This window comes from Pauljensenia sp. 20925_1_34 (assembly GCF_041432775.1).
GTDB lineage: Bacteria > Actinomycetota > Actinomycetes > Actinomycetales > Actinomycetaceae > Pauljensenia.
In genome coordinates this window covers 24,720-50,734 of sequence record NZ_JAPWAG010000010.1, presented here as the reverse complement: position 1 = coordinate 50,734, position 26,015 = coordinate 24,720, and the positions used below count along the sequence as shown (strand labels likewise).

Sequence of the window (26,015 nt, the reverse complement as noted above, 5' to 3'; positions counted from 1 at the left end):
AAGGAGAGAACACATGGATCCACGACTTCCCTACGCGCTCGGGGCACTGGCCAGCATGGTTCGCGCGGACGCAGCGAATGAGGCAGCGTCCGGCTCGCCGGATGGCACGGTCTCGGACATGATGCGGTCGGCACTGACCGTCGCCAACCAGCTGCGACGAGGCCCGGGCAGCGTATACGCCATACGTTCGGGTCAATGGAGCGCCCCGGCCGGAAGCGCTCGCGACCGACTTCTGTGCGCGATCCCCATCGGCATCGCGATGTCGACGATCGACCCCGAGGCTTTGGCCGAGACCGTGTGGGTCGCCTGCGGATGTACGAATCGCAACGAATTCCAGTCTGCGGCGCTCCTTGCCGCAGCGGTGTCTCTGCTTATCAATAATCGGGAAAACTCCCCCATCACCCTGTGCGATGCCGTTGATGTCGTTTCTGCGATGAAGCCACGCGGAGAGCGCCAGGAGGGGCCCGATGTCCTTACTGCGACCAGGCGTGCCCTCAATGTCGCGGCGAACTCGCACTCTCCTCTCGTCCGAGTGCGAACGGGCACCCTCATGGTCAAGCTCGCCGACATCTCCCCCTCTCACCGGATTATTCCCCTCGCCTTCTTCCGGGCCCTCTATCTCTGGGCGAAGGAATTGCCCCCAGCGTTCCGAGAGGAGAGTGGTGACCCCGCGCTGTACGACGCAGTCTCTGCGGCGTTGGCCGGTGTGTGCGATACGCATAGCGCGCTGCGGAACCTCGACGTCATCCCCGTTGCGGGAGTTTCGCATATCGACGTGCTGGGGATCGCCGACCAGCTCCTGACGCTGTCCGCGCACACTCCCCTTGAGTGGATCCGTCGAGCGGCGGGGCTTGCTCCCGATCGTCCGCCGAGGAGCGGGCCGTCCTCTTTCGAGGAACCCGATTCCGATCTCCTCAACCGACATGCCCCCTTTGAGGCCGAAAGCGCGCCCACCCCTCTGGGCGCGGCCCGAGGCGACGCACCCGCTGGACGCGTCGTCTTCATGACCGAGCTTCTGCTCCGATTCGATGGCCATTCCGAGGACGACGTGCCCACCGAGAATGAGTGGGCCACCCGCGAGGATGTCCACCTCGCGCTGCCCTTCACGGCAATGTGCGCCGCCCGCGCCATGGGGGTCGAGGTCGTCTCCCTCAGCCCGATCGGGCAGGGCCCACGGGCCTCGATCATCGCCGAGGCCTTGGCGCGCGAGGGGATCGTCGACGCTGGACCCCGCGTGGAAGGATGTGACAACGGCTTCCTGTCGCCACCTGTGAAACAGTACGGTGCGAGCATGAGCTCAAGCATGACGGACATGTCCGAAGATGCGTGGGACGAGGCCATTCGCACTCTGGGCCCCTCAGACGTGCTGTACGTCGATGGCGGTATTGAATTTGAATCTAAGGCAGTTCTGGCGGCGTGCGAGCATGCACTCGCCTACTTGCCCGATCATGTGCGCGTCGTCCTCGACGCGTCGCACGGACTCGTCCGTCAGCGTTCTCTTCCCACCGACAACGTCCTGATCATGGTGGGGTATGACTCGGCGGAGCCCCTGTGTCGGAGCATCACGCACGAGAAGCCCGGCGACGATTGCACAAAAAATCCTCGATGGGGTGCGAAGAAAGTCCAGAGGGATTTTCATCAATACACGCTGGTCCGAGCACAGACACACGAGTCCTACCTTGCACGCGCGGCACAGGACAAGTATTCATCCGACGGAGAGGTGACTCGATTCCCCGCCCCCACGGTTACCTCCGTTGATGTGCGCGGGGCGCTGCACACCTCCATGGGTGTTATGGCGGCCGCCCTCGCTCAGGGGCAGACACTCGAACGGTGCATCCTTCTGGCGAATTGCGCGGATGCTCTGGCCTCGACCATGCCCGGCCCGGCCTCGTGCCCGACGCGCAGCCAGATCGAGGCCGCGGCAGACGCACTCGCCGCGGATGCGGCTGCAGAATAGGAGAAAGCAACATGGACACACGCGCTGAGCGCGCCCACGCGGTGCTGGTGGGCGCTGCGTACGGCGACGCGCTGGCCATGCCGACCTGCGGCATGACCCCCGAGCAGATCACGAGCGTCTACGGCGATTTCAGAGAACTAATTGATGCAGACGCTTCACACACCACGATGCCGGGCGCGCCCGCGGGTACTGTCACGGAGGTGACCCGCGAGATCCTAGCCGAGGCTTCGGCCCTGCTGGGTGGATCGTTCTCCTTCCCGGTCGCCGCTGACGGCGCTCACTCTCCAACGGATCACACGCACGCGAGACGTTGCGTGCTGCGCGCGATTCCCGTCGGTATCGCAACTTCGACACAGGATCCCGAGACCTTTGCGGACGCCGTATGGGAGGCATGCGCGGAGGGGCCCACAACGCGGCAGGAGTTCCAGGCGGCCGCGCTGATCGCCGCCTTCATCTCGATCGGCCTCGACTGGCCAGATTCTCGACCCATGGACATCGAGGGCGTCCTGTGGGAGACCGTTAACTACGTGGCGTCCATGGAACAGCGGGGATCCTGGAGTGCAGAGCCTGACGTGCTGGCGACGACGCGACGCGCGGCGAACCTTGTGTCGTGCCAGCGATCCATGTATTTCTCCGAGTTCACCAAGGCGTTCGGGCACCCCTCGACCCCCACACAGATCGTTCCTTTCGCGCTCGCCTTTACTCTTCATGTCCTATTAGGTTTTTCACCCTACGTCGCTCGCCTGGGAGGCGACACCACCTCGTGCAGTGCACTTGTTGCTGCCCTGATGGGATCCGTCCTCGGGGCCTCTGCGTTTCGAGATGACCCCCTGGATGCCGTGGAAGAGGTCAATAACATTGATCTGTCCGCTGTCGCCCGTGAGCTCGTCGCGCTGCATCCACCTGCCCCCGGCGATCCGCGCGAACAGGCCGAATACGTCGAGCTGGAGATCGCCCCCTCCGGCCCCTCATCTTTCGAGGAACCCGGTTCTTCCCTGCGCACGCGCCAGTCGTTGTTCGAACAGGTGTCCCCACCGACCCCACTCGGTCCCGTGCGCGGCGATGCTCCAGCTGGGCATCTCATCTTCATGGGGCAGCTCGTGCTCAACCAGTCGCTACGCACAGCTTCCTTCCCCGAGGCGGGAGGGGACGTGTGGGCCGACGATGAGGGGATGCGCTTGACCGGGAACATTGAGGTCCTGCGCGCCGCTCGGCGCATGGGAGTCGAGGCCGTGTCCCTGAGTCCAATCGGCGAAGGTCCCCATGCCTCGCTCATCGAAGAGTGTCTGCGACACGAGGGAATCGTTGACGCGGGACCGCGCGTACCCGGCATGGACAACGGCTACCAAGTGACGATCACCGACAACGCGGGGGCGCACTACACCATCACAACCAACGGTGCCGAATACGCCGCCCCACGGCGCGGCTGGGCTGAGGTCGCCCAGACTCTGGGCCCCTCGGACGTGCTCTACATTGACGGGACACTAGTGGGAACAGGCTACGGTAAAACCCACCCGAACTCCGTGCCAGCGACGGAAGCACTGCTGGCCCTCCCCGAGTATGTGCGCATTGTTGTTGACCCGTCCAGGGCTGCTCGGACGCCATTCGGGCTGCGCTCCGACAATGTTGTCCTCGTGATGACACAGGAGGAGGCCAGCAGCCTCGGCACGAGTGTCGTCGGTGACCGATCCGCCTTCGATGCTTGCCGCACCCCGGACGGGGCGGCGGAGGAAATCTGCAGACTGTTCGATAGCCATTCGATTATCCGTACGGGCACCGCCGGTGCCTACATCGGCAGACCTACGCATGGCAGAGGACGCTTCGTGTGGTCCACATCCACCCACATTCCGGCGCCTTCCACGAACAAGACCGACCTACCCGAGGCGAGGCACGTCTACTCCGGGGTCCTGGCCGCCTCCCTTGCTCTAGGAACGCCGTTCGAGCGTTCTGTCCTGCTGGCTAACTGTGCCGAAGTGCTCGCCGCGTCGGGCAACGCCGTGGCGCCTTCATGCCCGCCACTAGAGGACATCGAGGCCGCGGCGGACGCGTTGGAGGCACGCGCAGACGGGGAGTGAGCTCGGTCGAGGCGTTTGCGCGTCAGGAGCACTGCCCACCAGTGCACATGTACGCACGTCAGCCCCTGCGACGTGCGAGATGCGTCAAATAATCGACCGATTCGTCTATTTAGCGTCCCCAAGGGTACACAATCGCATCATGAGGACTAACGACACCCGGGACCACGGCGGAATAGTCGGCGGGGCGCTCACGGTTGCCCTGCTGATCACGCTGGCCGTGCAGAACGCCGTGCCGCCGATGGCGACCGACATGTACTCGGCAGCATTCCCGCAGATCACGGCGGACCTGGCGACGAACTCGACGATGCTCGGCTTCACGCTCACAACCTTCTTCGTGGGCTACGCGTCCGGCCAGGTCCTGGGCGGCGCCATCTCGGACCAGATCGGGCGCCGTCGCCCCATCGTCGCGGGCGGCATTATCGCCCTCGTCGGCTCCATGATCTGCGTGTTCACGCCCAACATCTGGGCGCTCCTCGTGGGCCGAGTCTTCCAGGGCCTCGGCGGCGGCATCGCCTCCTCGGTGGGCCGCGCGATCCTCGTCGACGTCGCGCACGGCAAGACGCTGGCGCGGGCAATGAGTCTCCTCCAGGCGATCGTCGGCTTCGCGCCGATGGTCGCCCCGGTCCTCGGCGCCTTCATCATCACGCACGCGACGTGGAGGGGCGTTTTCTGGGCGCTCGCCGCCTTCACACTGCTCATGGCGGCCCTCGCGTGGTTCGTCGTGCCCGAGTCCCTGCGCGAGGAGCGCCGCCACCCCGGCGGTATTCCGCGGTTCTTCCACGGCCTCGTCCAGGTCGTGCGCATCCGCCCCTTCGTGGGTTTCATGCTGGTCAACGCCTTCTCGAGCTTCTGCATGTTCGGCTACATCTCGAACGCCACCTACGTGCTGCAGGGACCGCTGGGCCTGTCCCCCATGGCTTTCGCGTGGGTGTTTGCGTTTAACGCGCTGCTGTCGACCGGCTTCGCGCTGGTCAACGTGCGCCTGATCTCCCACTTCACGCCGCGCACACTCATCATCGCGGGCCTCACGATCGCGGCGACCGGCGTGGTGACGCTGGCGATCTCGACGTTCCTCCTCGACCTGCCGCTGATCCTCACGTGCGTGGGCTTCGCGCTCATCATGACGGCGAACGCGTTTATTTTCGGCAACTCGGGCGCGCAGGCAATGAGCGAGGCGCGCGAGCACGCGGGGACGGCCTCGTCCGTGATGGGCGTGTTCCAGTCGATCGCGAACGGCATCGCCGCTCCCCTGGCGACCTCGGGCGGCGACAGCGCCGTGCCGATGGTGCTCGTCATGATCGTCGGCTCCGCCGGGGCGTGGTTCGCGTTCTGGGTGATCGCCCGCGGCGGCACGCACACACCGCGCCACCTCAGCCTCGACTGACGAGGCGTCAGCACCCCATCCACCGTGTTGCGGCGTCACCCGCGCCCGGCGCACCGGCATGTTCTAGATAGGTAACGCGCATCCGGATAGGTAACGCACATCCGGATAGGTAACGCGCATCTGGATAGGTTAATAACCTATCCAGATCGTCACAACCTATCCAGATCATCACAACCTATCCAGATCGTCACAACCTATCCAGATCATCACAACCTATCCAGATCGGGCGCCTCATCGCGATGAATTCAGCGGAAGGCACCATCTTTCATGGCCCGGCCACGACTATCCGTTGGGATGGGGCTGCCCGACCCGCAAAACGCCCACCACTGGCCCTCACTCGCGCGAGGCCAGCCAGACCGCGGCCGACACCAGGACCAGGCCGATCAGCTCGAAGACGCCGGGGATCTGGCGGAGCATGACGGCCCCGACCAGCGCGGACGTCGCGGGGAGAATCGCGGCGAACAGCGCAAACGTGGGCGCTGCGAGGCGGCGCATCGCGAGCGCCTCGAAGCTGTAGGGAATCGCCGTGGACAGCAGGCCGACGCCGATGACGATGGCGATCAGCTCCCACGAGGCCGTGGCCGCCATCGCTCCCGGCCCGAGGATGGGCGCGAAGAAGAGAGACCCCCACGCGCATCCAAGCGCCAGGTTCGTCACCCCGTCGCGAGTCGTCGAGGCCCGCTGCCCCACCACGATATAGGCCGCCCACGCCAGGGCAGCCAGGAGAATCCACGCCAGGCCCGCGCGCACACTCGGCTGCGACAGATCCAGGGCGAGCCCGCCAATGCTGGCCACCCCGGCAAAGGCAAGGACCGCGGCGACCCGCGGACGCCAGCCACGGCCTCGAACAACGGCGACGGCGACCGGGCCGACGAACTCGATGGACACGGCGGTGCCCAGCGGCAGGCGGGCGATGGCCTCGTAAAACGAAGAGTTCATGGCCAGCACGATGACGCCGAACAGCGCGGAAATCGCCAGATCCGAGCGGGTCAGGCCACCACGCCACGGGCGCTTCCACGCGAGGAGGACGAGCGCGCCCGTCAGGACGCGCCACCACGCGACCGACGCCGGCTCGACGGAGGCGAAAGCGACGACCGCGAGCGCCGCACCCACGTACTGGATGAGGCCCGAGCCAACGATGTACAGCTGGGGCGGGATGCGGTCGGCGACCAAGGTGCGCTCGGGCGCGGAGGGGCGCTCGCTCACGAAGCGGGCGCGAAGGTGAGCGCCGCCGAGTTCATGCAGTAACGCATGCCTGTGGGCTGTCCGGGGGCGTCGGGGAAGACGTGGCCGAGGTGGGAATCGCAGGTCGCGCAGCGCACCTCGGTGCGGATCATGCCGTGGCTCATGTCCACGCGCTCGGTCGTGGCGCCCTCGTGCGCCTGGAAGAAGGAGGGCCACCCGCACGACGAGTCGAACTTGGTGTCCGAGTCAAAAAGCTTCGAGCCGCACGCCGCGCACGAGTAGGTGCCGACGCGCGACTCGTCCAGGAGCTCGCCCGTGAAGGGGCGCTCGGTGCCCGCCTCGCGCAGCACGTGGTAGCGCATGGGGCTCAGGAGTTTCTTCCATTCCGCATCGGTGCGGGCGGCGGGATCAGTGGCGTTCATGCCTCCATTGTCGCGCGCCGCCCGCGGGCGCGCACTCTCGGGTGCGGCCGCGGGCGGCGCGGTGTTGGTTCGCCGGTTTGATCGACGAGGCCGTGGCCCCTGGCGGGGTCCGCTCATCTCTCGATGTCGGCGGGGCGAGAAGCGTTACTTTTTCTTAGACTTACGCTTCTTGCCCGAGCCCTTTTTCTTGGATCCCTTCTTCGAGCCGCCCTTCTTGGACGAGCCCTTCGACGCGGGAGCGTTCTCGGACTTTTCCTCTCCAGATTCGGCGCTCTTGACGGGTTCGACGGCCTTGCTGGATCCAGGCCCCTCCGCAGAGGTTTCCTTCTGGTCAGCATTTTCCGTGGAAGCATCCTCCCCCACAGAGGACTTTTGCGCGGCTTGCGTCGCGGTGGGCACCTGCTCGGCCGTCGCCATCACGAGGGTCTCGTCGGGCACGGGAGGCTCCTCAAGCGTCGGGAGAACCTGCGTGCTCTCACTGTCGGCGGCAACCGCCTGTGCAGGCTCAGCCTTGGTGGGCTCAGCATTGGCGGGCTCAGCCTTGGCGGAGTCGCCCGACCCGGCGGATGCAAGGGAGGAAACCACGGCCTCGTCAGTGGAGGCGGATTCCTCGTCCTCCTTGTGGTCCCCGACAACCGGCATCTGGCCCGTGACCGCACGCAGCATAGCCGCTTCAGCGCCGGTGGGGGCCACCGCCGGGAAGAAGTCCATGATGGACACGCGCGGCGGCGCCATCTTGGGCGTCGGGCGGATTTCCTCCTCGAGGCGCGCCTCTTCGGCGACCGCGTACCAGCCGGGGTGGATGGACGGCTCGTCGGGGGTTTGCTCCTCCTGCGCGGGCTCAGGCGAGCTCTCCACAGGGGCTTCCTCCTGCTGCGCAGGCGCTGGCGGCGGCTCCGGGGCTGCCTCCGGGGCGACGGCTTCCTCCTGCTGGGCGGGGGCTTCCTCCTGCTGGGCGGGCACTGCCGGAGGCTCCGGGTCTGCCAGGACTTCCGACTGATCCAGCTGTTCCTGCTCCTCGGGCGTCGACGCCGTTTCCGGCTGCGCCGCGGGTGTTTCCGGCTGCGCCGGCGCTGCGGGAGCCTCGGGCTTCTCCGGCTGCGCCACGGGCATTGCCGGTGCCGCCTGGACCTCCGGCTTATTCGCGGGAGCTCCATCGTTCGAGGCAGCCATCTCCGCGGGGGTCGGCGCGGGCGGCGGCACGAGCGCAGGCCTGCCTGCGAACACCATGTTCGCCGTGCCCGTGTTGCCCGTTTCCGCTGTTGGGAGCTCCTGGTCATCCTGTTTCACGAATGTTTCACGCTCCGGAGCACCGTCGGTCGCCTGCTCATCGGGCGTCGCGTCCTCCGGCTTGTCAGCCTCATCGGAGTCAGCAACGGCAGGCTCGATCGGCTCGGTTTCAGCGGCAGGCTCGACCTGCTCCACAGCTTCCGCCACGGCAGGATCCGAGGCCTCGACAACCTCAACCTCGGGCTCCACGCAGGCAGCGTCCTCAGCCTTGACAGGCTCATCGGAGTCAGCAACGGCAGGCTCGATCGGCTCGGTTTCCGCGGCAGGCTCGACCTGCTCCACAGCTTCCGCCGCGGCAGGATCCGAGGCCTCGACAACCTCAACCTCGGGCTCCACGCAGGCAGCATCCTCAGCCTTGACAGGCTCATCGGAATCAGCCGCGGCAGGCTCGATCGGCTCGGTTTCCGGGGCAGGCTCGACCTGCTCCACAGCTTCCGCCGCGGCAGCATCCGCCGCGGCAGCATCCGAGGCCTTGACGTCCTCGACGGAAACGGGGGCCGCAGCCTCCTCGACCTCGCCGGTCTCGACGGGCGTGCTCTCGGCGGGCGTGCTCTCGGCGGGCTTGTCCTGCTCCTCGGAGGCGGACTCAGCCTTGACATGCTCGGACTCGGCGTCCTCAGCGGGAGCCGAGGCTGCTTGCGCAGCGGCGTTCGCGGCGGTCATGGCAGCGGCAGCAACGGAACCAGCAGCGCCAGCGCCTGCGACCGCAGGGGCGGGAGGCACGGCGACGGGAGCCTCCGGAGCAGACCCCTCGGCCGGAGCCTCGGCCTGAGCATCGGTGCGCTCGTTCTGAGCCTGCTCGACAGCCTCGGTGTCGCGGTCGAACTCGACGGGCTCGACGCCGACGGCGGCCAGAGCCGCGGTCGCCTCGTCATCCAAGGCCTCGTCAGCGCGGCGCTTGCGAGCCTCGTGGCGCTCCTTGACGCGGCGGGAGTGGGCCTCGCGCTCGGCGAAGACCTCCTCGCCGGGGCCAGACAGGGCGGCCGCGCGTTCGTCGGCATCGGCGGAGCCGGAGAAGAAGCGCTCACCGCGGCCGATGGACGTGGCCGTCAGGGTCTGCGTGAGCTGCGGATTCTTGTTGCCGGCGGCCTCGATGATCTTGCGTAGCGCGGACTTGGAAATCACCTGCGTCTCGTCGGGCGCGGGCGCCTTGCCGTCGGCCAGTTCGCGCTGACGGTCGGCCATCGCGCGGCGACGGGCACGCTTGGCCTTGCGGCGGGCAGCCACCATGCGCGCGGCGTGCGCCGCATCCTTGGGCTGCTCGCGCACGGTTCCCGCGGCGCCTTCCGCGGCGGCCGCGCCACCCAGGGTGCCACCCGCAGACTCGCGTGCCTCGGCCCCACGAAGAACAGACGAACTGCCCGTCGCAGCCACGGCCTCGTTCGTGCCCGAGATCCCGGCGAGCTCAGCGGCCAGGCGCGCGATGCGCTCGCGACTCATATCCTGCTCGACGGCGACGGTCTGGAGAGGCTCGATGCGCTGGGCGGGGCGCGCCCACGGCTCCTCAGTGACGATCCACGTGATGAGGTGCTCGCGCAGGTAGGCGCGCAGGTCGGAGAGGTCGCCCGAGTTCTTCGCAGACGCGAGCACGCGCACGGTCACCGTGTACTCGTCGGAGGCGGTGATCTGCACGCCCCACGTGCGCCCGTCCCACAGGTCGGTGGCGGCCAGGAGCTTTTCAACCTTGGCGCGAATCAGCGTCATGGGCGCGGACCAGTCAAGCTTGAGTTCGACCGTGCCCAGCTGGGCGGCGGCGCGGCGCGTCCAGTTCTCGAAGGGGGTCTGCGTGAAGTAGCGGCAGGGGATGATGAGGCGGCGCTCGTCCCAGATGCGCACGACCACGTAGGACAGCGTGATCTCCTCGACCGAGCCGGTTTCCTTCTTATCGCCGGCGACCACGACGTCACCCACGCGGATCGCGTCAGTGAAGGCCAGCTGCAAGCCGGCGAAGACGTTACCGAGTGTCTGCTGCGCGGCGAGACCGAAGATCACCGAGATGACACCGGCGGACGCCAGGACGGTCGTCATGGCATGGCGCGCGGCCTCGAAGGTCCCGATGATGGCGAGCGTACCCACGACGGCGATGACCACCTGGGCGAAGCGCCGCAGGACCTGGGCGCGAGTCTCGAAGCGGCGCGAGAGGCCGTTGTCGGATGTTTGGCGGGCCTTTGCTGCGTCCTCGAAGACCCACGCGGCGGAGTAGCCCATCCACGTCATGCACGCCAGGCCCACGATGAGGAGCAGGTGCATGAGGAACGTCGTGACGGAGGCGCCACCCCAATCCGTCAACCGCGGATTCACGAGCGCAATGCCGAGGCCAACCCACGCTCCCCACGTCGCGAACGCAAAGTGGGCGGGGCGGCGCACGCGGTTCAGGATCGACGAGGCCATGGCGGACTTAGCAAGTGCCCTGCGTGCGAGGACGGACAGGACGATCGACGCGACAACACCCAGGCAGGCTCCGATGATGGGCCCGAGGAACAGGAGGGTGACGTCGATGGTGGTGTCGACGGCTGCCTCTGCGCCGGATTGCGGATCTGCGGCGGCGAGCGTGAGCGCATCGGACGCTTGGGCGAGGGCACCGAGTACTGGTGACAGAATCATGGATTAAGGGTAGGACGACTAGCTGATGAAATCCTGTGAATTCCGCACAATTGCAACATTTTCATGTAACGTGTCGCTCGTCACTCGATTTCGTTTTGACGTATCGACGAACCTCTGCCTAAGATATATCCCGTCTTCGGACGCCAGTTCGACGGCCAACAGGCCCCCATCGTCTAGCGGCCTAGGACACCGCCCTTTCACGGCGGCGACACGGGTTCGAATCCCGTTGGGGGTACCAGCCGGTCGCAGTTGTGAACGGCATAATTTAATAGGTCTTACCTATTGTAAGGCCCCGTAGCGCAGTTGGTTAGCGCGCCGCCCTGTCACGGCGGAGGTCGCGGGTTCAAGTCCCGTCGGGGTCGCCGACCAGACCTAATCGGTTCAGGTCTTGGCTCTGTAGCTCAGTTGGTAGAGCGTTCGACTGAAAATCGAAAGGTCACCGGATCGACGCCGGTCGGAGCCACCAGCAAGCCCCGAAGCTCATGCTTCGGGGATTTTTGGTTTTACAGCGCGGAGCGATGCCTGAGATACGTATCACGTTCTTTTTCTTCTCTTACTTCACCCACTGACTGCCCGCTCATCTCTCAAATGTATCTGAGGGGCAATCACGGCAGATACACCTAGTGTGACGTTGAACAACCTAAACTTCTCGGTTCACGTCTCCCCGCGTGGGCGGGAAAAACGCATAATGCAGCGAAGGTGGCCCACCTGCCCGGGGATCACTCCCAGGTGGGCTGGCTGCCACCTTCATGCGTACCGTATCACTATTTCGAGAACAACTCATCCCCGCGTGGGCGGGGAAAACGTAGCCGCCGCATCCACCTGGGGCGGCAACGCCGGCTCATCCCCGCATGGGCGGGGAAAACGGAATCAGCCGCGGCGGGCTCACCCTGCTGGGCGGCTCATCCCCGCGCGGGCGGGGAAAACGGTGCAGGTGATCGCGCATGCCTGACCTCGTCGGGCTCATCCCCGCGTGGGCGGGGAAAACCGGTGAAACGCTGGAACGCCGGACGCATCCCGAGGCTCATCCCCGCGCGGGCGGGGAAAACCCATTGACCTGGCGAGAATCACGGAACGTGGGGGGCTCATCCCCGCGCGGGCGGGGAAAACAGATTGACCTGGACTGGGAGGACGCTGGCCCCGGGCTCATCCCCGCGCGGGCGGGGAAAACGAGATTGTCATCGCTCTCGTCCGATCTGGGACGGGCTTATCCCCGCGCGGGCGGGGAAAACGCGGCATCTACCGCCGCCCTGAACGTTTCGTTGGGCTCATCCCCGCGCGGGCGGGGAAAACCAAGGTATCTGGGATATCCTCGCCAACGGGAACGGCTCATCCCCGCGCGGGCGGGGAAAACCGCGGGGAGACATGAACCGAGAGCTATAGTTTGGGCTCATCCCCGCGCGGGCGGGGAAAACCACTTGGCGGTGCGATTGGCCTCGGAGATGGGGGGCTCATCCCCGCGCGGGCGGGGAAAACGTCAACGCAGTCGGCGAGCAACTAGGCCCGGCCGGCTCATCCCCGCGCGGGCGGGGAAAACGCGCCCCTGCAGCTCCTCCACACGTGCACGGCGGGCTCATCCCCGCGCGGGCGGGGAAAACCTGACCTCGGCGCAGCCCTCAAACAATCGGGCCGGCTCATCCCCGCGCGGGCGGGGAAAACCGTCAATACGCAGGCCCCGCGCATCTCGGTCCCGGCTCATCCCCGCGCGGGCGGGGAAAACCGTTCCCCGCAGACGCTGCCCCTGCGACACGAAGGCTCATCCCCGCGCGGGCGGGGAAAACTTGGTCGTGCCGTTGGTGAGGCACTCCCTGTCCGGCTCATCCCCGCGCGGGCGGGGAAAACCCGTGAGGGTCACGGGCAAGAGCCTCCTCCAACGGGCTCATCCCCGCGCGGGCGGGGAAAACCGCCATTGGGCCTGAAACGGCACAACAACACTGGGCTCATCCCCGCGCGGGCGGGGAAAACCGCGCGATCGTGTGGCTGCCGCCGGCGTGTCCGGGCTCATCCCCGCGCGGGCGGGGAAAACTTCGTCGCTGTACGGGTCGCGCTCGGCGGCTTCGGCTCATCCCCGCGCGGGCGGGGGAAAACACCTTCGGCGCTCGGATCGCCGCAACCGCCGCCGGCTCATCCCCGCGCGGGCGGGGAAAACGTCGCCGCTTGGACCGAGCAGGACCGCGCCGACGGCTCATCCCCGCGCGGGCGGGGAAAACATACGCTGGTGGTCGTGGACGAGGACGGCCAGCGGCTCATCCCCGCGCGGGCGGGGAAAACCCTCAATCTCTGTTTTTTGGGTGCCCCTGTACGGGCTCATCCCCGCGCGGGCGGGGAAAACATACCCGCGAAATTCAGGCCATCGCAGGAGCAGGGCTCATCCCCGCGCGGGCGGGGAAAACAAACTCGCGATGAACGTGAGCCATTCTTCCCAAGGCTCATCCCCGCGCGGGCGGGGAAAACCGCGGCCTCGTGGCTGGGGCAAGTCGCCGTTTCGGCTCATCCCCGCGCGGGCGGGGAAAACTAGGGGCGCGGTGAATGACGCGCTGGCCCCGGCGGCTCATCCCCGCGCGGGCGGGGAAAACCTCACGCCCGCCGGTCGCCTGGTGATCGACGGCGGCTCATCCCCGCGCGGGCGGGGAAAACATCGCGCGGGCGCCCGCGTTCGTGAACACCCGGGGCTCATCCCCGCGCGGGCGGGGAAAACGTCTATCGGGCGCGCAACGAGCAGGGTCTTGCCTGGCTCATCCCCGCGCGGGCGGGGAAAACCATTGACCCGGTGGGCGTCTTGTAGGACGCCGAGGCTCATCCCCACGCGGGCGGGGAAAACCGCTGCGTCGAAGCAACGACGCAGAGGCCGCAGTGGCTCATCCCCGCGCGGGCGGGGAAAACCGGATCGGTTGGGGACCGCTTAGGGGCCGTGAGGGCTCATCCCCGCGCGGGCGGGGAAAACTCACCGTCACGGGATCCGCGCAGACAAAGACAAGGCTCATCCCCGCGCGGGCGGGGAAAACACAGCTCAAAGATGTTGAGCTTGATCGTCTTTGGGCTCATCCCCGCGCGGGCGGGGAAAACTCTACGGCGGCGCAGTCCTGCGCCCCAAGGCAGGGCTCATCCCCGCGCGGGCGGGGAAAACCATGCGGACTCGAATCCCGTGATGTCACGGTGCGGCTCATCCCCGCGCGGGCGGGGAAAACGCGTGCTTGATGCGCGGGGTCTCGGTCTTGTCGGGCTCATCCCCGCGCGGGCGGGGAAAACAACAGCGTCGCGAACCAAACGCCGCAGCCCCTCAGGCTCATCCCCGCGCGGGCGGGGAAAACTATGAGAGCGGGTAGGCTCTTGGCAGCCCATAGGGCTCATCCCCGCGCGGGCGGGGAAAACGCTGTCCGGCGGGCGACTGTGCCTGTCGGGGTGGGCTCATCCCCGCGCGGGCGGGGAAAACCGCACCATCAAGGATGGTGCGGGCACACAACTGGGCTCATCCCCGCGCGGGCGGGGAAAACCAGCCTTGGTGAGGTCGGATTTTGGCCAGCCGAGGCTCATCCCCGCGCGGGCGGGGAAAACGTTTCACACCATAAAAACCTTGACTTTTTTCAGGGCTCATCCCCGCGCGGGCGGGGAAAACCCTGTCGCCTCACCCTCGCACACACACACGCGGGGCTCATCCCCGCGCGGGCGGGGAAAACCGTCGTGAAGCTGCGGCCCGCGCCCTCTGCAGCGGCTCATCCCCGCGCGGGCGGGGAAAACCACCTGGCGAAAACGCCGGCGTTGGTGCTTTGGGGCTCATCCCCGCGCGGGCGGGGAAAACTCCATCACCCGAATCAAGAGCTGTACGATGCCCGGCTCATCCCCGCGCGGGCGGGGAAAACTGACCAGGGGGAAGGAGCCGCCTCTACGACCGAGGCTCATCCCCGCGCGGGCGGGGAAAACCTGAGTTCTGGACAAACAACGTCACGCCCGTGAGGCTCATCCCCGCGCGGGCGGGGAAAACGCTGCACTGGCCGCTGCTGTGGGCATTGGAGGCGGCTCATCCCCGCGCGGGCGGGGAAAACGCAGCGGCCAGTGCAGCCAGGGGCGCGATCGCGGGCTCATCCCCGCGCGGGCGGGGAAAACACGATCACGGGCGCGACGATGTACACGCGCAAGGGCTCATCCCCGCGCGGGCGGGGAAAACTTACGGTCAGACCGGGTCCCGGCGTCGAGATGAGGCTCATCCCCGCGCGGGCGGGGAAAACTCGTTTACGTTCTGGTAGGTGAGGCTGGAGCCGGGCTCATCCCCGCGCGGGCGGGGAAAACTCTGGTCGATATAACTCACTCTTGTCTCCTCACGGCTCATCCCCGCGCGGGCGGGGAAAACGTACAGGCTAGCGTATTCATCGCTGCTTTTGACGGCTCATCCCCGCGCGGGCGGGGAAAACTACGCTACGGCCATCTCAGCGACTTTCACCCCCGGCTCATCCCCGCGCGGGCGGGGAAAACCAAGGTGCTAGGTGCCTGTCAACTTGATAAGCGGCTCATCCCCGCGCGGGCGGGGAAAACTTGGTGACTTAAGTCTATCGGCTGGGAGCTGGGGGCTCATCCCCGCGCGGGCGGGGAAAACTACTCGCCGGTCGTTTGTGGCGTCCGTCCGGGGGGCTCATCCCCGCGCGGGCGGGGAAAACAATGCATTGTGTGTTGATTTTTCAGGGGGGTATGGCTCATCCCCGCGCGGGCGGGGAAAACAAACTCTGAGTCACACTCAGGATGCGTGGGCACGGCTCATCCCCGCGCGGGCGGGGAAAACGGCAACGCACGTTTGGCAAGCACCAGACGGGCAGGCTCATCCCCGCGCGGGCGGGGAAAACCGAGCGGCACTCGCCCGCCTCGACGCCGCGGGCGGCTCATCCCCGCGCGGGCGGGGAAAACTGCCCCCGTGTGTAATTCAGTTCACAAAGATCGGGCTCATCCCCGCGCGGGCGGGGAAAACCTGCCCACCCCCTGAAACTCGCTTCTACCCCCCGGCTCATCCCCGCGCGGGCGGGGAAAACAGATGTGGATAGTTTGGGAGGATAGGTTGCATGGGCTCATCCCCGCGCGGGCGGGGAAAACCCCTGTCGAATACAAACCAGGACCACCAAAGTGGGCTCATCCCCGCGCGGGCGGGGAAAACGCATTTTTATTACACGTAATACACTCGAATCTAGGCTCATCCCCGCGCGGGCGGGGAAAACTTAAGTCTATCAAGGTGCTAGGTGCCTGTCAACGGCTCATCCCCGCGCGGGCGGGGAAAACAAGGTACTCACCGGTCGTTTGTGGCGTCCGGGGGGCTCATCCCCGCGCGGGCGGGGAAAACACTTGACCACGGGCCTGTCGAAAGGTATACGCGGGCTCATCCCCGCGCGGGCGGGGAAAACCGCGCCCATGCGCGCATGACGCCTGGGTGCGTGGGCTCATCCCCGCGCGGGCGGGGAAAACCCGTAGCACGCGGCCTCGGTAATCTGTGCCCACGGCTCATCCCCGCGCGGGCGGGGAAAACACTTTCTGACCTGCGCTTTTATCGAGCGGATCGGTCAGATCTTGGAAACCCTTGAGATTGCCGTCTCCTCTGGAAGTTACTCATTGAGCGCCGCTTACGCAAGTGACGCGCCGCAGGATCAGGCTCGGAATACTGGCCTCGTCCCTCTGAGTAATAGGGACGCATCATCAGAGTCAGTCCTTCGAAGTCGACGGGCTTCCAGGGATCTCCCCACGTCAGGAAAGCGAGGCCCTGCTCGTTGCGCGCACGATAGACCATCACGGCACGTCCTGTCTTCATGTTCTCCGTGACAATCTCCCACAGGCGCTCGCGGACGCGGGCGCTGAGAGTCCCTACGAACACCCCGGGAGAAATCTCCATAAGCCACCGGGTTACGTGCCCCCGCAGGCCTTCGGGTACCGCGGACAGGACCAAGACGATCACCCGGAATCGCCCTCCTCATAGGACACGCCCGCGGCAACTGTGCCCTCACGGTCGTCCCACAGGCGCAGATCGTCCACGATCAGGTCCTCGTCGTCATCGACAGACAAGGCACCAGACACGGAGAGCAGCTGCTTGATGTCCGCGACGCACCTCTCGAGAAGCCGAAACTCTCGAACCGCATCACGGACGGCCTTCCGCGCGGCACTGCCCACAGCCTCGTCCGTCGGCGACGCGGCAACGTCAAACGCGATAGGGATCGTCAGGCCGGCCTTGTACAGGTCCGCGATATCATACACAAAAGAACGGTAGGTTCCGTTGTGCACGAATCCCAGCCCCGGGCTACACCCCAGCGCAACGATCACCGCATGAACAACGCCATAGATCGCGGAATTCGCCGCCGACAATGCTTGATTGACCACCGAACCGTCGTCGAAGTTGTCGGGGTCATACTCTCGCCGATCCCAGGGCACCCCTGTGCGCTGGGAGTGCTCGCGATACAGGCGGCGCACGCGAGCTCCCTCGCGTCCGCGCAACTGCTGAAGACTCAGCTTCGACACGTCTTCGCCCGCGAAACGCATGAGGTACATGGTGCGGGCGACGGTTAGCCGCATCGATGGGTCACTCACCGCGCGAGCCTGCGCCTCGAGCAGCCTCGAGGAGCGCGAGGGCGGGGTGCCGTGCGCGTAGTACCGCACCCCGTTCTCGCCCACCCACACGATGGTCGAGCCACTCTCGGACAGGACAGACACCGCCGAGTGCGTGATCCGAACCCCGGGTCCCAGCAGCAGCACCGACAGCGCTGCCGCTGGGACGTGGGCGATCCCATGCCCGTCCGCCACCGTAATCGCATTCGAATCACGATTAATCGTGCACCGCTCGACGTATAGGAACGTCAGGCGATCCCGGACGCGCACCAAGTCCTTCGGGTCAGGGGGCCTCGCCCCGGGGATCGGTCTCATGGCCGAGCCAGGGTCATCAGACCGCAGCCATATGCTTTACCTCGGCCTACCCCATGGACGAGGCCGTGGCGCAGTGCATCCGGATCCGTTACCTCGAGCACGCCCTCGAAAGTAGCAAGCGCAAGGGTCACGCGAGAACTCCCGCGCTTGAACTCGGCAATACCCCGTTCAACCCCATTAATCAAGAGGTTTGACCCATCGACACGTTGTCCGTTCTGGTCCTCCAGGACGGGCAGGTCCCCACCGTACTCGGCAGAAGTCAACACACGGAACCCGAGCCGCTCAGAGCGATCCAAGACCCACTGCGTCTGCTGATCCTGGGTCACGTGAGCGAGGACCTTCCTACGTCCCCGCGCATTGACCTGACTCGCCTCACGGAACGTCGGATTCACACAGAGACGGAACCCCCACCTCTGGCCGGCCTCAAGCCGATCGAGGAAATCACCCATGTCGCGGACGACTACCCCGCCCTCGGTCGCGTAGCCAGCCTCCTCCACGATATGCGAGGGATCCGGGGGAACCGGGCTCGAGATGAAGAGCGCACACGAGGGGCTCCCCTGCCGAGAAGGACCACTTCTCGCGAATGGAGGACGATCCAGGCGCCACAGCACGCGAGGCATCCCAGCACCCTCCAAGGCGCCCGGCGGGAAACAATTCATGACGGCCGCATGCAGAACCTGACGGCTCCGCATGAGCTGCCGAGCACCCCTGCGGTGCGGGTTGAGGTAGATGCGTGTCAAATACATCAGAGCACCTCCATCGGGTCATGGACGAGGCCCGGGCCGGCGTTCGGCCGCGCCTCCACATACTGCGGATTCTCCAGATCGACGCGCGCCTCCTCGACAGTTCGCAGAGTGTAGGTACGGCGTTCGGAGTCAAAGCTGATCGGCACGTCCTGGATGGTGTGCTCGAACGAGACACCCACGTCGGAAGGGATAATCCCCTGATCGGCAACGACGCGGACGGACACGTACTGCTCGTAGCGCTGCTTCTTTTGGTAGTACGCCGAGGCCATCCACGGTGTTTCCCGCACGGCCTCCCATGCCTCCCCTCGACGCACGGCGAGGCGCAAGGGCATGGTTGGCGGACACGAGCGACGACCGAGGTACAGAGGGAACACCGGTCGGAGGATCGCCTGCGACAACCCCTCGATCACGTCATCCGGTCCCTCAACGAAGGCGCCGAACGTCGCATCCGCCCAATAGAAGCGGTCGGAAAGAGGCATCGATGTATCACCCCGATGCGCCGTATGAAAGTCGCGGAGCAACTGCCCTGGCTGGTCGACCCGCACGGCGAAACGAAGCTCGGCCAGGTCCTCGATCGGATCGCTGCGCCTGCGTCCCTGCGCCGCCGCGAGCAGACCGACCAGCGCGCTTTTCGTGGGAAAAGCCTCCGTCGACCTGCGCGTGAATCGACTGGATGAGCCCCACGACTGCATGGGGCCAGCCAGTCGCAAGACGAGTACCGAACTCATCGCTCGCCTCGCACAGCGTCCACCGTCGCGCTGCCCAGATCGACCAGGCGAACCTGGGCACCCAGTGCGGAGAAACCCTCGCCCCGAGGCGTGGTCCACGTGGCGAGAGAGGCGACGGGCTCAAGACCGGTGAGGTCGCGCAGCTTGGACTCGAACTCGACGAAACGCTTGACGGCAGGCTCGGCGAAACCGCGCTGCCCCGCGACGATCGGGTCTTCGAAGGCGCCCGCCATGTTGATCGGCTGATCGTTGCGCACCTGAACCAGGACAGCGTCGGGCAGAGTACGGTTCGCGAACGTCGTGATCTTACCGGTCGGCATCGACCGAACAAAGCTATCCACGAAGAGCTCAATGGCACGATCCACAACCGCATCGTCTCCCAGGTTTTCGCGAAGCATACCAACGTTGATCGTCGCATAGCGGTACACCGTCGCCGAAGCGAACTCGATCGTACCGATCATGCCGGCACCCTCGTCGGCTTCCTCGCTGCGCTTCTTTTCGTCGTCGACAGCCGTGTAGTAGTCATACTCGCGCTCAACCGCTCCGACACCGATCGCGTGGGAAACCTGGCAGGCAGCATCCACGTTCAGAGCATTCGGTTCGGCGACCATACGGCCGAACAGAGCAATATCGATAGAGTGATCCGTATTCACGAGGCTACGCGGCTTCAGCTCCTTGAACGCTGCCGCAGGATCATCCTCGTGAGCAACCGAAATCAACGCATCTGCGACGTGCTCGATCTGCTTGGCCGACAGGAACACGAGGAATCCGGCTTCCTCCAGCTCTTTGTCGCTCTTATTCTTGTTCGGCTTAGCAAGCTTGAAACCGATGGCCTTCAGCCCCATCTCGGCGAGGTCGACAGACTGCGAGTCGAGGTCCGGACGCTTATCGACGATTGAACGCGCAACTAGCTCGACAATCTTCTTCGTGCGCACACCGTAATTTCCATCGGCGATCTTTCCCTCGAAGTCCTCACGCGTCGCACGCTTGATGGCCTGCGACGACATGCGCATACGCTGGACTCCGCCGAAGGTGGCGGTCTTCGGAGCACCCGTATCATCACGGTTCGGGTTCGAGGGAGGGAGGGTCTGCAGAACGTGGATATCAACGAAGACGGACATTGTCTTTCCTTTCACAAATGAAGCTTGTTTGATTGCGGCGCCTCGACGTCACTCGTCAGAGGCAGAGTCGGTCTGGATAGTTTCAGCGGGACGAGCAAACTGACGCCCCCAGTTGCGCATGACAGACGTGCGATGACGCGGGTCCTGCCACGTGTAAAGGTCGGCTGCCAGCTGCGCGTAATCACAGGGGATCTCGGCAGCCTCGAGCTGAGAGACGAGCGAACGCAGATGCACGAGAAGCCCCTCGAAGGTAGGGGCCTGAACAGCCGCGGAAAAACGCCGATAGATTGGGGTCTCCTCGGCCCGCTTGTCGCCGCTTTGTCCCTCGGCTACGACTCGGATCGCGGAAGCGAAGCTGCGCGGACGATCCGACGTGTCGTGCATCGGCCTCGTATTCGATCCCTGGTGAAGCGCCCAGAGAGTAAGAGCACCATGAACAGCCTTCTCGCCTCTGGTCGGCTCGTCGCCCAGATAGCCGGGGCGGCCATCGAGCGTGAGGTCCCACAGCTCGGGCACCGTTCCGGCTTCTCGTGAAAGTGCTCCCCTCAGCTGCGCGCGAAGAGCGCGTGCCGACGGAGTCTCCTTCCAGAGTCGATTCACGATCACCCCACCGACACGGCCATACACCGCGCCGCGCGTCGACAACCCTGTTGCACCGCTATCCGGAGGAGTCTCCGGAGCAGCATCATTGCTGGTCATTTCGTTCCTTCCTGATTGGTTTTCTGTAACGGGAGATGCTTGTTGAGCGCCGCCCGAAAGTAGTTTTCAGCGATACCGACGTTCATGTACCCCCTGCCGGTATCCCGGCCGATGATTGCCGACGACGACGCGCCCCTCACAAGCGCCCCCTGGATGCCAACGGCGTGCTGACGCAGGGAACATTCCCACCGACGTCCAGCGTCCCGCGCACCTTCGCGGCCATCAACCTGGGTCAGCCACGTCCTGAAATCGGTGTCGACTGCACTGAAGAAGAGTTCCTTGGCGCGGTCTCGGGCCCCGTCACCGGCACCCTCTCCGCTCTCGCCCGCCGCACGCGCGAGATTCGCCGCAAGATTCCCCACGTCTCTGGCAATCTCTTCGGTCAGGCGCACCTGTCGGTCGATTTCGGCTGACAGATCCTCGTGTTCAACTCGCATGACAGCGACCGACAGCGTCAGCTCATCCGAGTAGATATCTTCGAATGTCGCTTCCTGCGGCCCGTAGGTGACGCCAACAGCCTGAATCCGCATCACCTTGGGATAGGTGGTCTCGATCGAGGCGTTGTCGAGCTGGTAGTGGAAGGAAAGCGTCGCCGAGGGGAGGAACTCCTGTTTCGGCTGCTTGTCCACGCCCTGCACGGTCGTCACGGTGGGAAGGGTTCCGGGCAGATTGCGCCAGAGCGCGCGACCCGCCTCGTATTTACGAGGCATGTAGACGTCCTGCTTGAACTTCTTGGACTGCGGTGTCGAGTAACGCCACAAACTCTGCGGCTCATAACGATGCATCTGCTGCGGCGCTAGTTTGTCTCCCTGAGCAAGGACGACGCCCGTGACACCCTCGCGGTTCCCCACGAGCCTGACGCGGCGCGAATGCCACGTGAGCAGGCGCGGAATGCTGATGTCTCGGGGGGTGCCTGACGGATCGAGCAGCGAGTAGTCTCCGCGCACCGCACTCTCCGGTTCTGGATCCTCCCAACTGCATGTTCCCCACTCGGTTGAGCTTTCGACGCCACGCAATTGTGCGGCATCGGTGGGAACCAAATTCAGGACCAGCGTCTCGTCCAGATCCTTGCCCTTGAGCCACACGAGTCCAAGGTGACCGCACCACGATGGGCCGATCGGATAGCCTTTCCCTCCCTTGACTTGAGAATCACCGACTGCACCTGAACGGATGCCCGACGGATCATACGCCTGCGCGTGAACCATCCAGCGAGCAGCTTCCGACGGGGGAATACACGCGAGAGCACGCCCATGTCGAGCGGTGAAAAACTGCTCGCCGTTGGGAACGTCCGCAATCAGTTTTTCAAGCCCGGACACCGAGTCCTTCGCGGTCCGCAAATCCGCAACCTGCATGAAAGGAAAACGACCGCCGAACAGGAAGAAGCGGTCTCTCCACCGTTCGAGATACTCGATCATCTGTTCCGTCGGAGCGCCTTCGTCCCACTGCCTGACCCAGTCGCGTGCATCGCGCGGTGGTGCCACACGATACCCGATGGCCAAAACGAGTCGCTGGATCGCGATGCTCTGCGTCGGTAGCTCACACGCGAGATCGGCAATCTCTGTCGTGCGCCGAAGAAGCTCCAGCAGCCCGACGTCGGCGATGGTCCCGTCGAGGAGCCGGACGGGTATCCATGGCTCGTCGAGCAGGTTGTACTCAGGGTTCTTCATTGACCCTGCACCTCCATTCCTTTTTCTGTGGAGTATGTGAATGTGTGTCCGCACAGGTCGCGCGTGAGGCGCTCCCCGCCGGGGGTTTTGTACATCGCGAGGATCAGTTCTCCCGCCAGGAACGGGTGCTCGCGACACGCCCATTCCGCCGTAATGGGATCATCCCAGATGGCACCTGCAACTGCGTCCACCGCCTGGTCGACGCTCTGCCCGCGAGTGCGCAACGCCCACGGCGGCAGGGAGATACTCCACGAGCAGATGTCGGCGATGCGCCCTCGAGCGTTGTATTCGCCGACCTCAAGTTCTTCATCGTCGGTGGCCCCTCCGGTGAGGGGTGGCGGCACCGGGACGTTGCCCAGCTCGGGATCAATCGCGACGACGAGGACGGGTATCTGGTCTTCGCCGTCTCGCACCGCGGCGCGAGCTGCGGCAACTCCCGGTCCCTTGGTCTCCTCCCCCGTGGCAGCGTTTCCTTGGAGCTTCTCTTCGAGCTCGGGTGCCTGCCATCGTGGAAGATTCGCGCCGTCGAGGCACCACGTACTTGCCCGCATCCGTGATTGCGCGGTACTTCGTTCTCGTTCGTCGAGCGCGGTGTCGAAAGCATCGGCCCATTGAGCAGGTCCGACGGCTTCTACGTTGGAGTACGCCAGCTCGGTGAGCTGCGCGTAGTCGACGGGTTCACGGACCCTAATCTCGCCACGATCCGAGAGGATTCCGAGGGTTCGCAGGACCGCATGTCGCGAGTAGACATGATCTGTCCCGGTGGAGTAGGCCCACGGCACAGCAAAGAGGTCCTCCACCAGCACCAGGCATCGGGCCTCGCGCAGCCCCACAGGACGATCCGCTCGCTCATGTCGATGCAGTCGCCCGATGCGTTGCAGGATCAGGTCCATGGGCGCGGGGTCCGTGAGCATGAGGTCGAAATCGACGTCGAGGCTCTGCTCAATCACCTGTGTTGCGACGACGACGTGACGCTGGGGACGCTGTGTGGCCCCCTTGCCAAAGAGTTCGAGCATCCGACGGTCACGCGCCGCACGCTCAGCTGCCAGGAAGCGCGAGTGCAGCAGGGTCGTCTGCTCGCGTCCAAACACGGCCTTCACCGCGTCATAGGTCTCCTGCGCCTCGCGGACGGTATTGCGAATAACGACAGCGCATCCGCCATCAGCTAGCTCGCGGTCCAGCAGTTCCGCGATCTCCTGGGGGGATCCCACCGATGTCGGGATGATCCGCTTGGGGACCTCTGCCTCACCAGTAATCTCGTGGACGTGCACACCCGTAGCTGACACCGTCGAGATGACCGGATATCCGATCATGCCCTCGACCAACTGAGCCCCTTCGCCCGATGAGCCACGGCCTCGTCGATAGGCGTCCAGAAGCGCGCGGCGACGCGCGGGCGGCAGGGTCGCGGACAACAGAACGACGGGGATTTCGTACATGCCGAGCCACGTGAGGGCGGCTTCCAGGTAGGTCTCCATGTACTCGTCGGCGGCGTGAACCTCGTCAATGATGACCACCTTGCCCATGAGCCCCAGGTGGCGCACCAGAACGTGTCGGGATTTCAGGGCTGCGAGCAGCACCTGGTCGATCGTGCCGACCACGACGGGAGACAGTGTCGAGCGCCACCTCTGCCCCATCCACCGGCTGGCATGCAGGCCCATGTCCTCCTCGTCGTCGTGCACCTCGAGGGGACTCTTGCCCCTGTCGAGGAGCTTCACGAACGACTCATTGAGGTTGTTCTTTCCGTGCGCGAGCTGGATGCCCAGCTTCTGAGGCTCGTCCCCCAGGATGCTGGTGAGCCAGCTCGTCACGCGCTCGAACATTGCGTTCGTCGTGGCCTGCGTGGGCAACGCGACGAACACGCCCTGCAGCCCCCGAGCGCGCATGAGCACCTCGGCGACTGCGAAGGCCAGCTCGGTCTTCCCAGAGCCGGGCGGGGCCTCGACGATCATAAGGTCCGGGTCCTCCGTGGAGGCGATGTCCACAGCCTCGCGCTGGGCGCAGGTCGGCTGGTACGAGGCCGGCCACCCGAAGCGGCGCCGGTACAAGTCAGTGGTCGCGTCGGCGAGCGAGGAGGGTGGGCGCAGGGGCGACGGGAAAGCCGCTCGCTTCCAGCCGCGCTCGGCACGCTCGCGCTGCTGGTCGGCGCTCAGCTCTGGATAACCGCGAATCGTACGTTTTCCATCTGCTTTGTCGGGACGCGGACGCAACGGGAAGTAGTCCTCGTTCGAGGCAAGCCAGTCCGCGATGACGAGCGCCGAGGCGTAGGCAGAGGCAACCGCGATGGGTAATTCCGGCAACGCCGTCCCAGGGGCGATGAGGGGGAAGCCGCTACGTCGCGCCATCCACTCAAGAATCTCCGAGCGCGCCTGTCCCCATCGAGGGTCGTCGGCCACCGACCCTTCTTGATACTTGTACTGCAGATGCGCGACCCGCACAGCTTCCGAGTCCGGATAACGTCCGTGGTGGATACCAACAAGGATTGCCCACTGGTGGGCACGCCTGGCATCCCCTCCCCCAGCAGCTACCGCATCCTGTAGCGCAAACTGACTGACAAGGCCGTGAGGGAGAAACGCTCGCTCTGCGTAGTCCTTCTTTCGCATCACTACGAGGCCTTGGTGCCGAATCAGCTCGGCAAGGTCTTGGTGCTGACATGCGAAGCGACAATCCACTTTTCCCACATCGTGCACCCCTGCCAGGAACACGAACGCCGCCCGCGCCTTCGCTTGGTCCCCGTCCCACACAGAAGCCATGAGACGACGATGATGCGCGCTCAGGTACTCGTCGAACAAATATCCCGCGACGTCTGCGGCATCCATCAAGTGTTGGACGACAGAAAGCCACGCACGCGCACCGTCTCCAGTCTTTGCCCAGAAACACCGAGCACGAGCAGACAATCCCGATGCATCAAGGTCGCTCAGCGCAGGGGGAAAATCGGGCGCGCGCCGTGCTTCCTGCACGACGGGCGCACTAGCACGTGTCTTCTTGCGGGCCATCTTCTCTACCTCGAGCAAATACGTGTTCCAAGCAACCAAACGCGCTAACATAAGTGAGACTGGTTACTCTGAAATTGTTGAGCCCGACGACCTTATGGAGATCGCCTCGCCCCCAACGGAGCTGATGGGGTAACTATAACACCGCAGAGACTCTTATACAATGCATATTCCGATTTTTTTGCACAACTCAACGAAACCGGGCGCGACACACAGAAAAATCCCCGCTTTCGCGGGGAAAACGCCCTCGCCATGCGCC

The 26,015-nt window shown here is 65.2% G+C and carries 14 protein-coding genes, 3 tRNA genes and 1 CRISPR repeat array; of the genes, 6 read left to right on the top strand and 11 right to left on the bottom strand.

Annotation, left to right across the window (positions count from 1 at the left end; genetic code table 11):
* Positions 1–13 precede the first annotated feature (13 nt).
* From O3669_RS05605 to O3669_RS05595, 3 genes are all read left to right on the top strand, one after another.
* Positions 14–1,957, top strand: a complete 1,944-nt coding sequence (locus O3669_RS05605) for a carbohydrate kinase (protein ID WP_371523961.1) — start codon at positions 14–16, stop codon at positions 1,955–1,957.
* Between the two features lie 11 nt (positions 1,958–1,968).
* Complete coding sequence (locus tag O3669_RS05600) at positions 1,969–4,032, top strand: ADP-ribosylglycohydrolase family protein (protein WP_314769531.1); 2,064 nt, start codon at positions 1,969–1,971, stop codon at positions 4,030–4,032.
* Positions 4,033–4,171: 139 nt separating this feature from the next.
* Complete coding sequence (locus O3669_RS05595) at positions 4,172–5,416, top strand: multidrug effflux MFS transporter (RefSeq protein ID WP_371523960.1); 1,245 nt, start codon at positions 4,172–4,174, stop codon at positions 5,414–5,416.
* 333 nt (positions 5,417–5,749) lie between these two features.
* On the opposite strand, the gene O3669_RS05590 is transcribed toward O3669_RS05595, so the two are convergent.
* From O3669_RS05590 to O3669_RS05580, 3 genes are all read right to left on the bottom strand, one after another.
* A complete protein-coding gene (locus tag O3669_RS05590) occupies positions 5,750–6,622 on the bottom strand; it encodes an EamA family transporter (RefSeq protein ID WP_315284532.1) in 873 nt (290 codons plus the stop codon).
* Complete coding sequence (gene msrB, locus O3669_RS05585) at positions 6,619–7,023, bottom strand: peptide-methionine (R)-S-oxide reductase MsrB (protein ID WP_314769534.1); 405 nt, start codon at positions 7,021–7,023, stop codon at positions 6,619–6,621. Before msrB ends, O3669_RS05590 begins: the two co-directional genes overlap by 4 nt.
* 144 nt (positions 7,024–7,167) lie before the next feature.
* A complete protein-coding gene (locus O3669_RS05580; RefSeq protein WP_371523959.1) occupies positions 7,168–10,917 on the bottom strand; it encodes a mechanosensitive ion channel domain-containing protein in 3,750 nt (1,249 codons plus the stop codon).
* 162 nt (positions 10,918–11,079) lie between these two features.
* On the opposite strand from O3669_RS05580, the gene O3669_RS05575 reads away from it, so the two are divergent.
* The 3 genes from O3669_RS05575 to O3669_RS05565 all read left to right on the top strand — a co-directional run bounded on the left by O3669_RS05575 (position 11,080) and on the right by O3669_RS05565 (position 11,383).
* Positions 11,080–11,155 (top strand) — tRNA-Glu (locus O3669_RS05575).
* A gap of 50 nt (positions 11,156–11,205) precedes the next feature.
* A tRNA-Asp gene (locus O3669_RS05570) sits at positions 11,206–11,279 on the top strand.
* Positions 11,280–11,307: 28 nt separating this feature from the next.
* A tRNA-Phe gene (locus tag O3669_RS05565) sits at positions 11,308–11,383 on the top strand.
* Positions 11,384–11,694: 311 nt separating this feature from the next.
* Positions 11,695–16,423: a CRISPR direct-repeat array (repeat unit 28 nt; unit sequence GGCTCATCCCCGCGCGGGCGGGGAAAAC).
* A gap of 18 nt (positions 16,424–16,441) precedes the next feature.
* On the opposite strand, the gene cas2e is transcribed toward O3669_RS05565, so the two are convergent.
* The 8 genes from cas2e to cas3 all read right to left on the bottom strand — a co-directional run bounded on the left by cas2e (position 16,442) and on the right by cas3 (position 25,759).
* Positions 16,442–16,846: a type I-E CRISPR-associated endoribonuclease Cas2e gene (gene cas2e, locus O3669_RS05560; protein ID WP_371523958.1), complete on the bottom strand. Its 405-nt coding sequence runs from the start codon at positions 16,844–16,846 to the stop codon at positions 16,442–16,444.
* The gene (cas1e, locus tag O3669_RS05555; RefSeq protein ID WP_371523957.1) at positions 16,843–17,805 is read right to left on the bottom strand and encodes a type I-E CRISPR-associated endonuclease Cas1e; all 963 of its coding nucleotides are present in this window, start codon (positions 17,803–17,805) and stop codon (positions 16,843–16,845) included. Before cas1e ends, cas2e begins: the two co-directional genes overlap by 4 nt.
* Positions 17,802–18,497 (bottom strand): type I-E CRISPR-associated protein Cas6/Cse3/CasE, encoded by a 696-nt coding sequence (cas6e, locus tag O3669_RS05550; RefSeq protein WP_371523979.1) that lies wholly within the window; start codon positions 18,495–18,497, stop codon positions 17,802–17,804. The genes cas1e and cas6e overlap by 4 nt, the downstream gene beginning before the upstream one ends.
* A gap of 53 nt (positions 18,498–18,550) precedes the next feature.
* On the bottom strand, positions 18,551–19,279 hold the full coding sequence (gene cas5e, locus O3669_RS05545; RefSeq protein ID WP_021610633.1) for a type I-E CRISPR-associated protein Cas5/CasD: 729 nt from the start codon (positions 19,277–19,279) through the stop codon (positions 18,551–18,553).
* Positions 19,276–20,400, bottom strand: coding sequence for a type I-E CRISPR-associated protein Cas7/Cse4/CasC (gene cas7e / locus O3669_RS05540; RefSeq protein ID WP_371523956.1), 1,125 nt, complete (start codon positions 20,398–20,400; stop codon positions 19,276–19,278). Before cas7e ends, cas5e begins: the two co-directional genes overlap by 4 nt.
* A 48-nt stretch (positions 20,401–20,448) precedes the next feature.
* Positions 20,449–21,000: a type I-E CRISPR-associated protein Cse2/CasB gene (gene casB / locus O3669_RS05535; protein WP_371523955.1), complete on the bottom strand. Its 552-nt coding sequence runs from the start codon at positions 20,998–21,000 to the stop codon at positions 20,449–20,451.
* Positions 21,001–21,095: 95 nt separating this feature from the next.
* Entirely contained in the window at positions 21,096–22,766 is a 1,671-nt protein-coding gene (casA, locus tag O3669_RS05530) for a type I-E CRISPR-associated protein Cse1/CasA (protein ID WP_371523953.1), read from the bottom strand.
* Positions 22,763–25,759 carry a CRISPR-associated helicase Cas3' gene (gene cas3, locus O3669_RS05525; RefSeq protein ID WP_371523952.1) on the bottom strand — a complete coding sequence of 999 codons (2,997 nt, stop codon included), beginning with the start codon at positions 25,757–25,759 and terminating at the stop codon, positions 22,763–22,765. Before cas3 ends, casA begins: the two co-directional genes overlap by 4 nt.
* Between the last annotated feature and the right edge of the window lie 256 nt (positions 25,760–26,015).

What these genes read in the sequence shown, in the direction of transcription:
- cas1e (WP_371523957.1), bottom strand. Translation starts at nt 17,805, where the DNA reads ATGAGACCGATCCCCGGGGCGAGGCCCCCTGACCCGAAGGACTTGGTG.
- O3669_RS05605 (WP_371523961.1), top strand. Translation starts at nt 14, where the DNA reads ATGGATCCACGACTTCCCTACGCGCTCGGGGCACTGGCCAGCATGGTT.
- O3669_RS05600 (WP_314769531.1), top strand. Translation starts at nt 1,969, where the DNA reads ATGGACACACGCGCTGAGCGCGCCCACGCGGTGCTGGTGGGCGCTGCG.
- cas6e (WP_371523979.1), bottom strand. Translation starts at nt 18,497, where the DNA reads ATGCGGAGCCGTCAGGTTCTGCATGCGGCCGTCATGAATTGTTTCCCG.
- cas5e (WP_021610633.1), bottom strand. Translation starts at nt 19,279, where the DNA reads ATGAGTTCGGTACTCGTCTTGCGACTGGCTGGCCCCATGCAGTCGTGG.
- msrB (WP_314769534.1), bottom strand. Translation starts at nt 7,023, where the DNA reads ATGAACGCCACTGATCCCGCCGCCCGCACCGATGCGGAATGGAAGAAA.
- O3669_RS05580 (WP_371523959.1), bottom strand. Translation starts at nt 10,917, where the DNA reads ATGATTCTGTCACCAGTACTCGGTGCCCTCGCCCAAGCGTCCGATGCG.
- casA (WP_371523953.1), bottom strand. Translation starts at nt 22,766, where the DNA reads ATGAAGAACCCTGAGTACAACCTGCTCGACGAGCCATGGATACCCGTC.
- cas7e (WP_371523956.1), bottom strand. Translation starts at nt 20,400, where the DNA reads ATGTCCGTCTTCGTTGATATCCACGTTCTGCAGACCCTCCCTCCCTCG.
- O3669_RS05595 (WP_371523960.1), top strand. Translation starts at nt 4,172, where the DNA reads ATGAGGACTAACGACACCCGGGACCACGGCGGAATAGTCGGCGGGGCG.
- cas3 (WP_371523952.1), bottom strand. Translation starts at nt 25,759, where the DNA reads ATGGCCCGCAAGAAGACACGTGCTAGTGCGCCCGTCGTGCAGGAAGCA.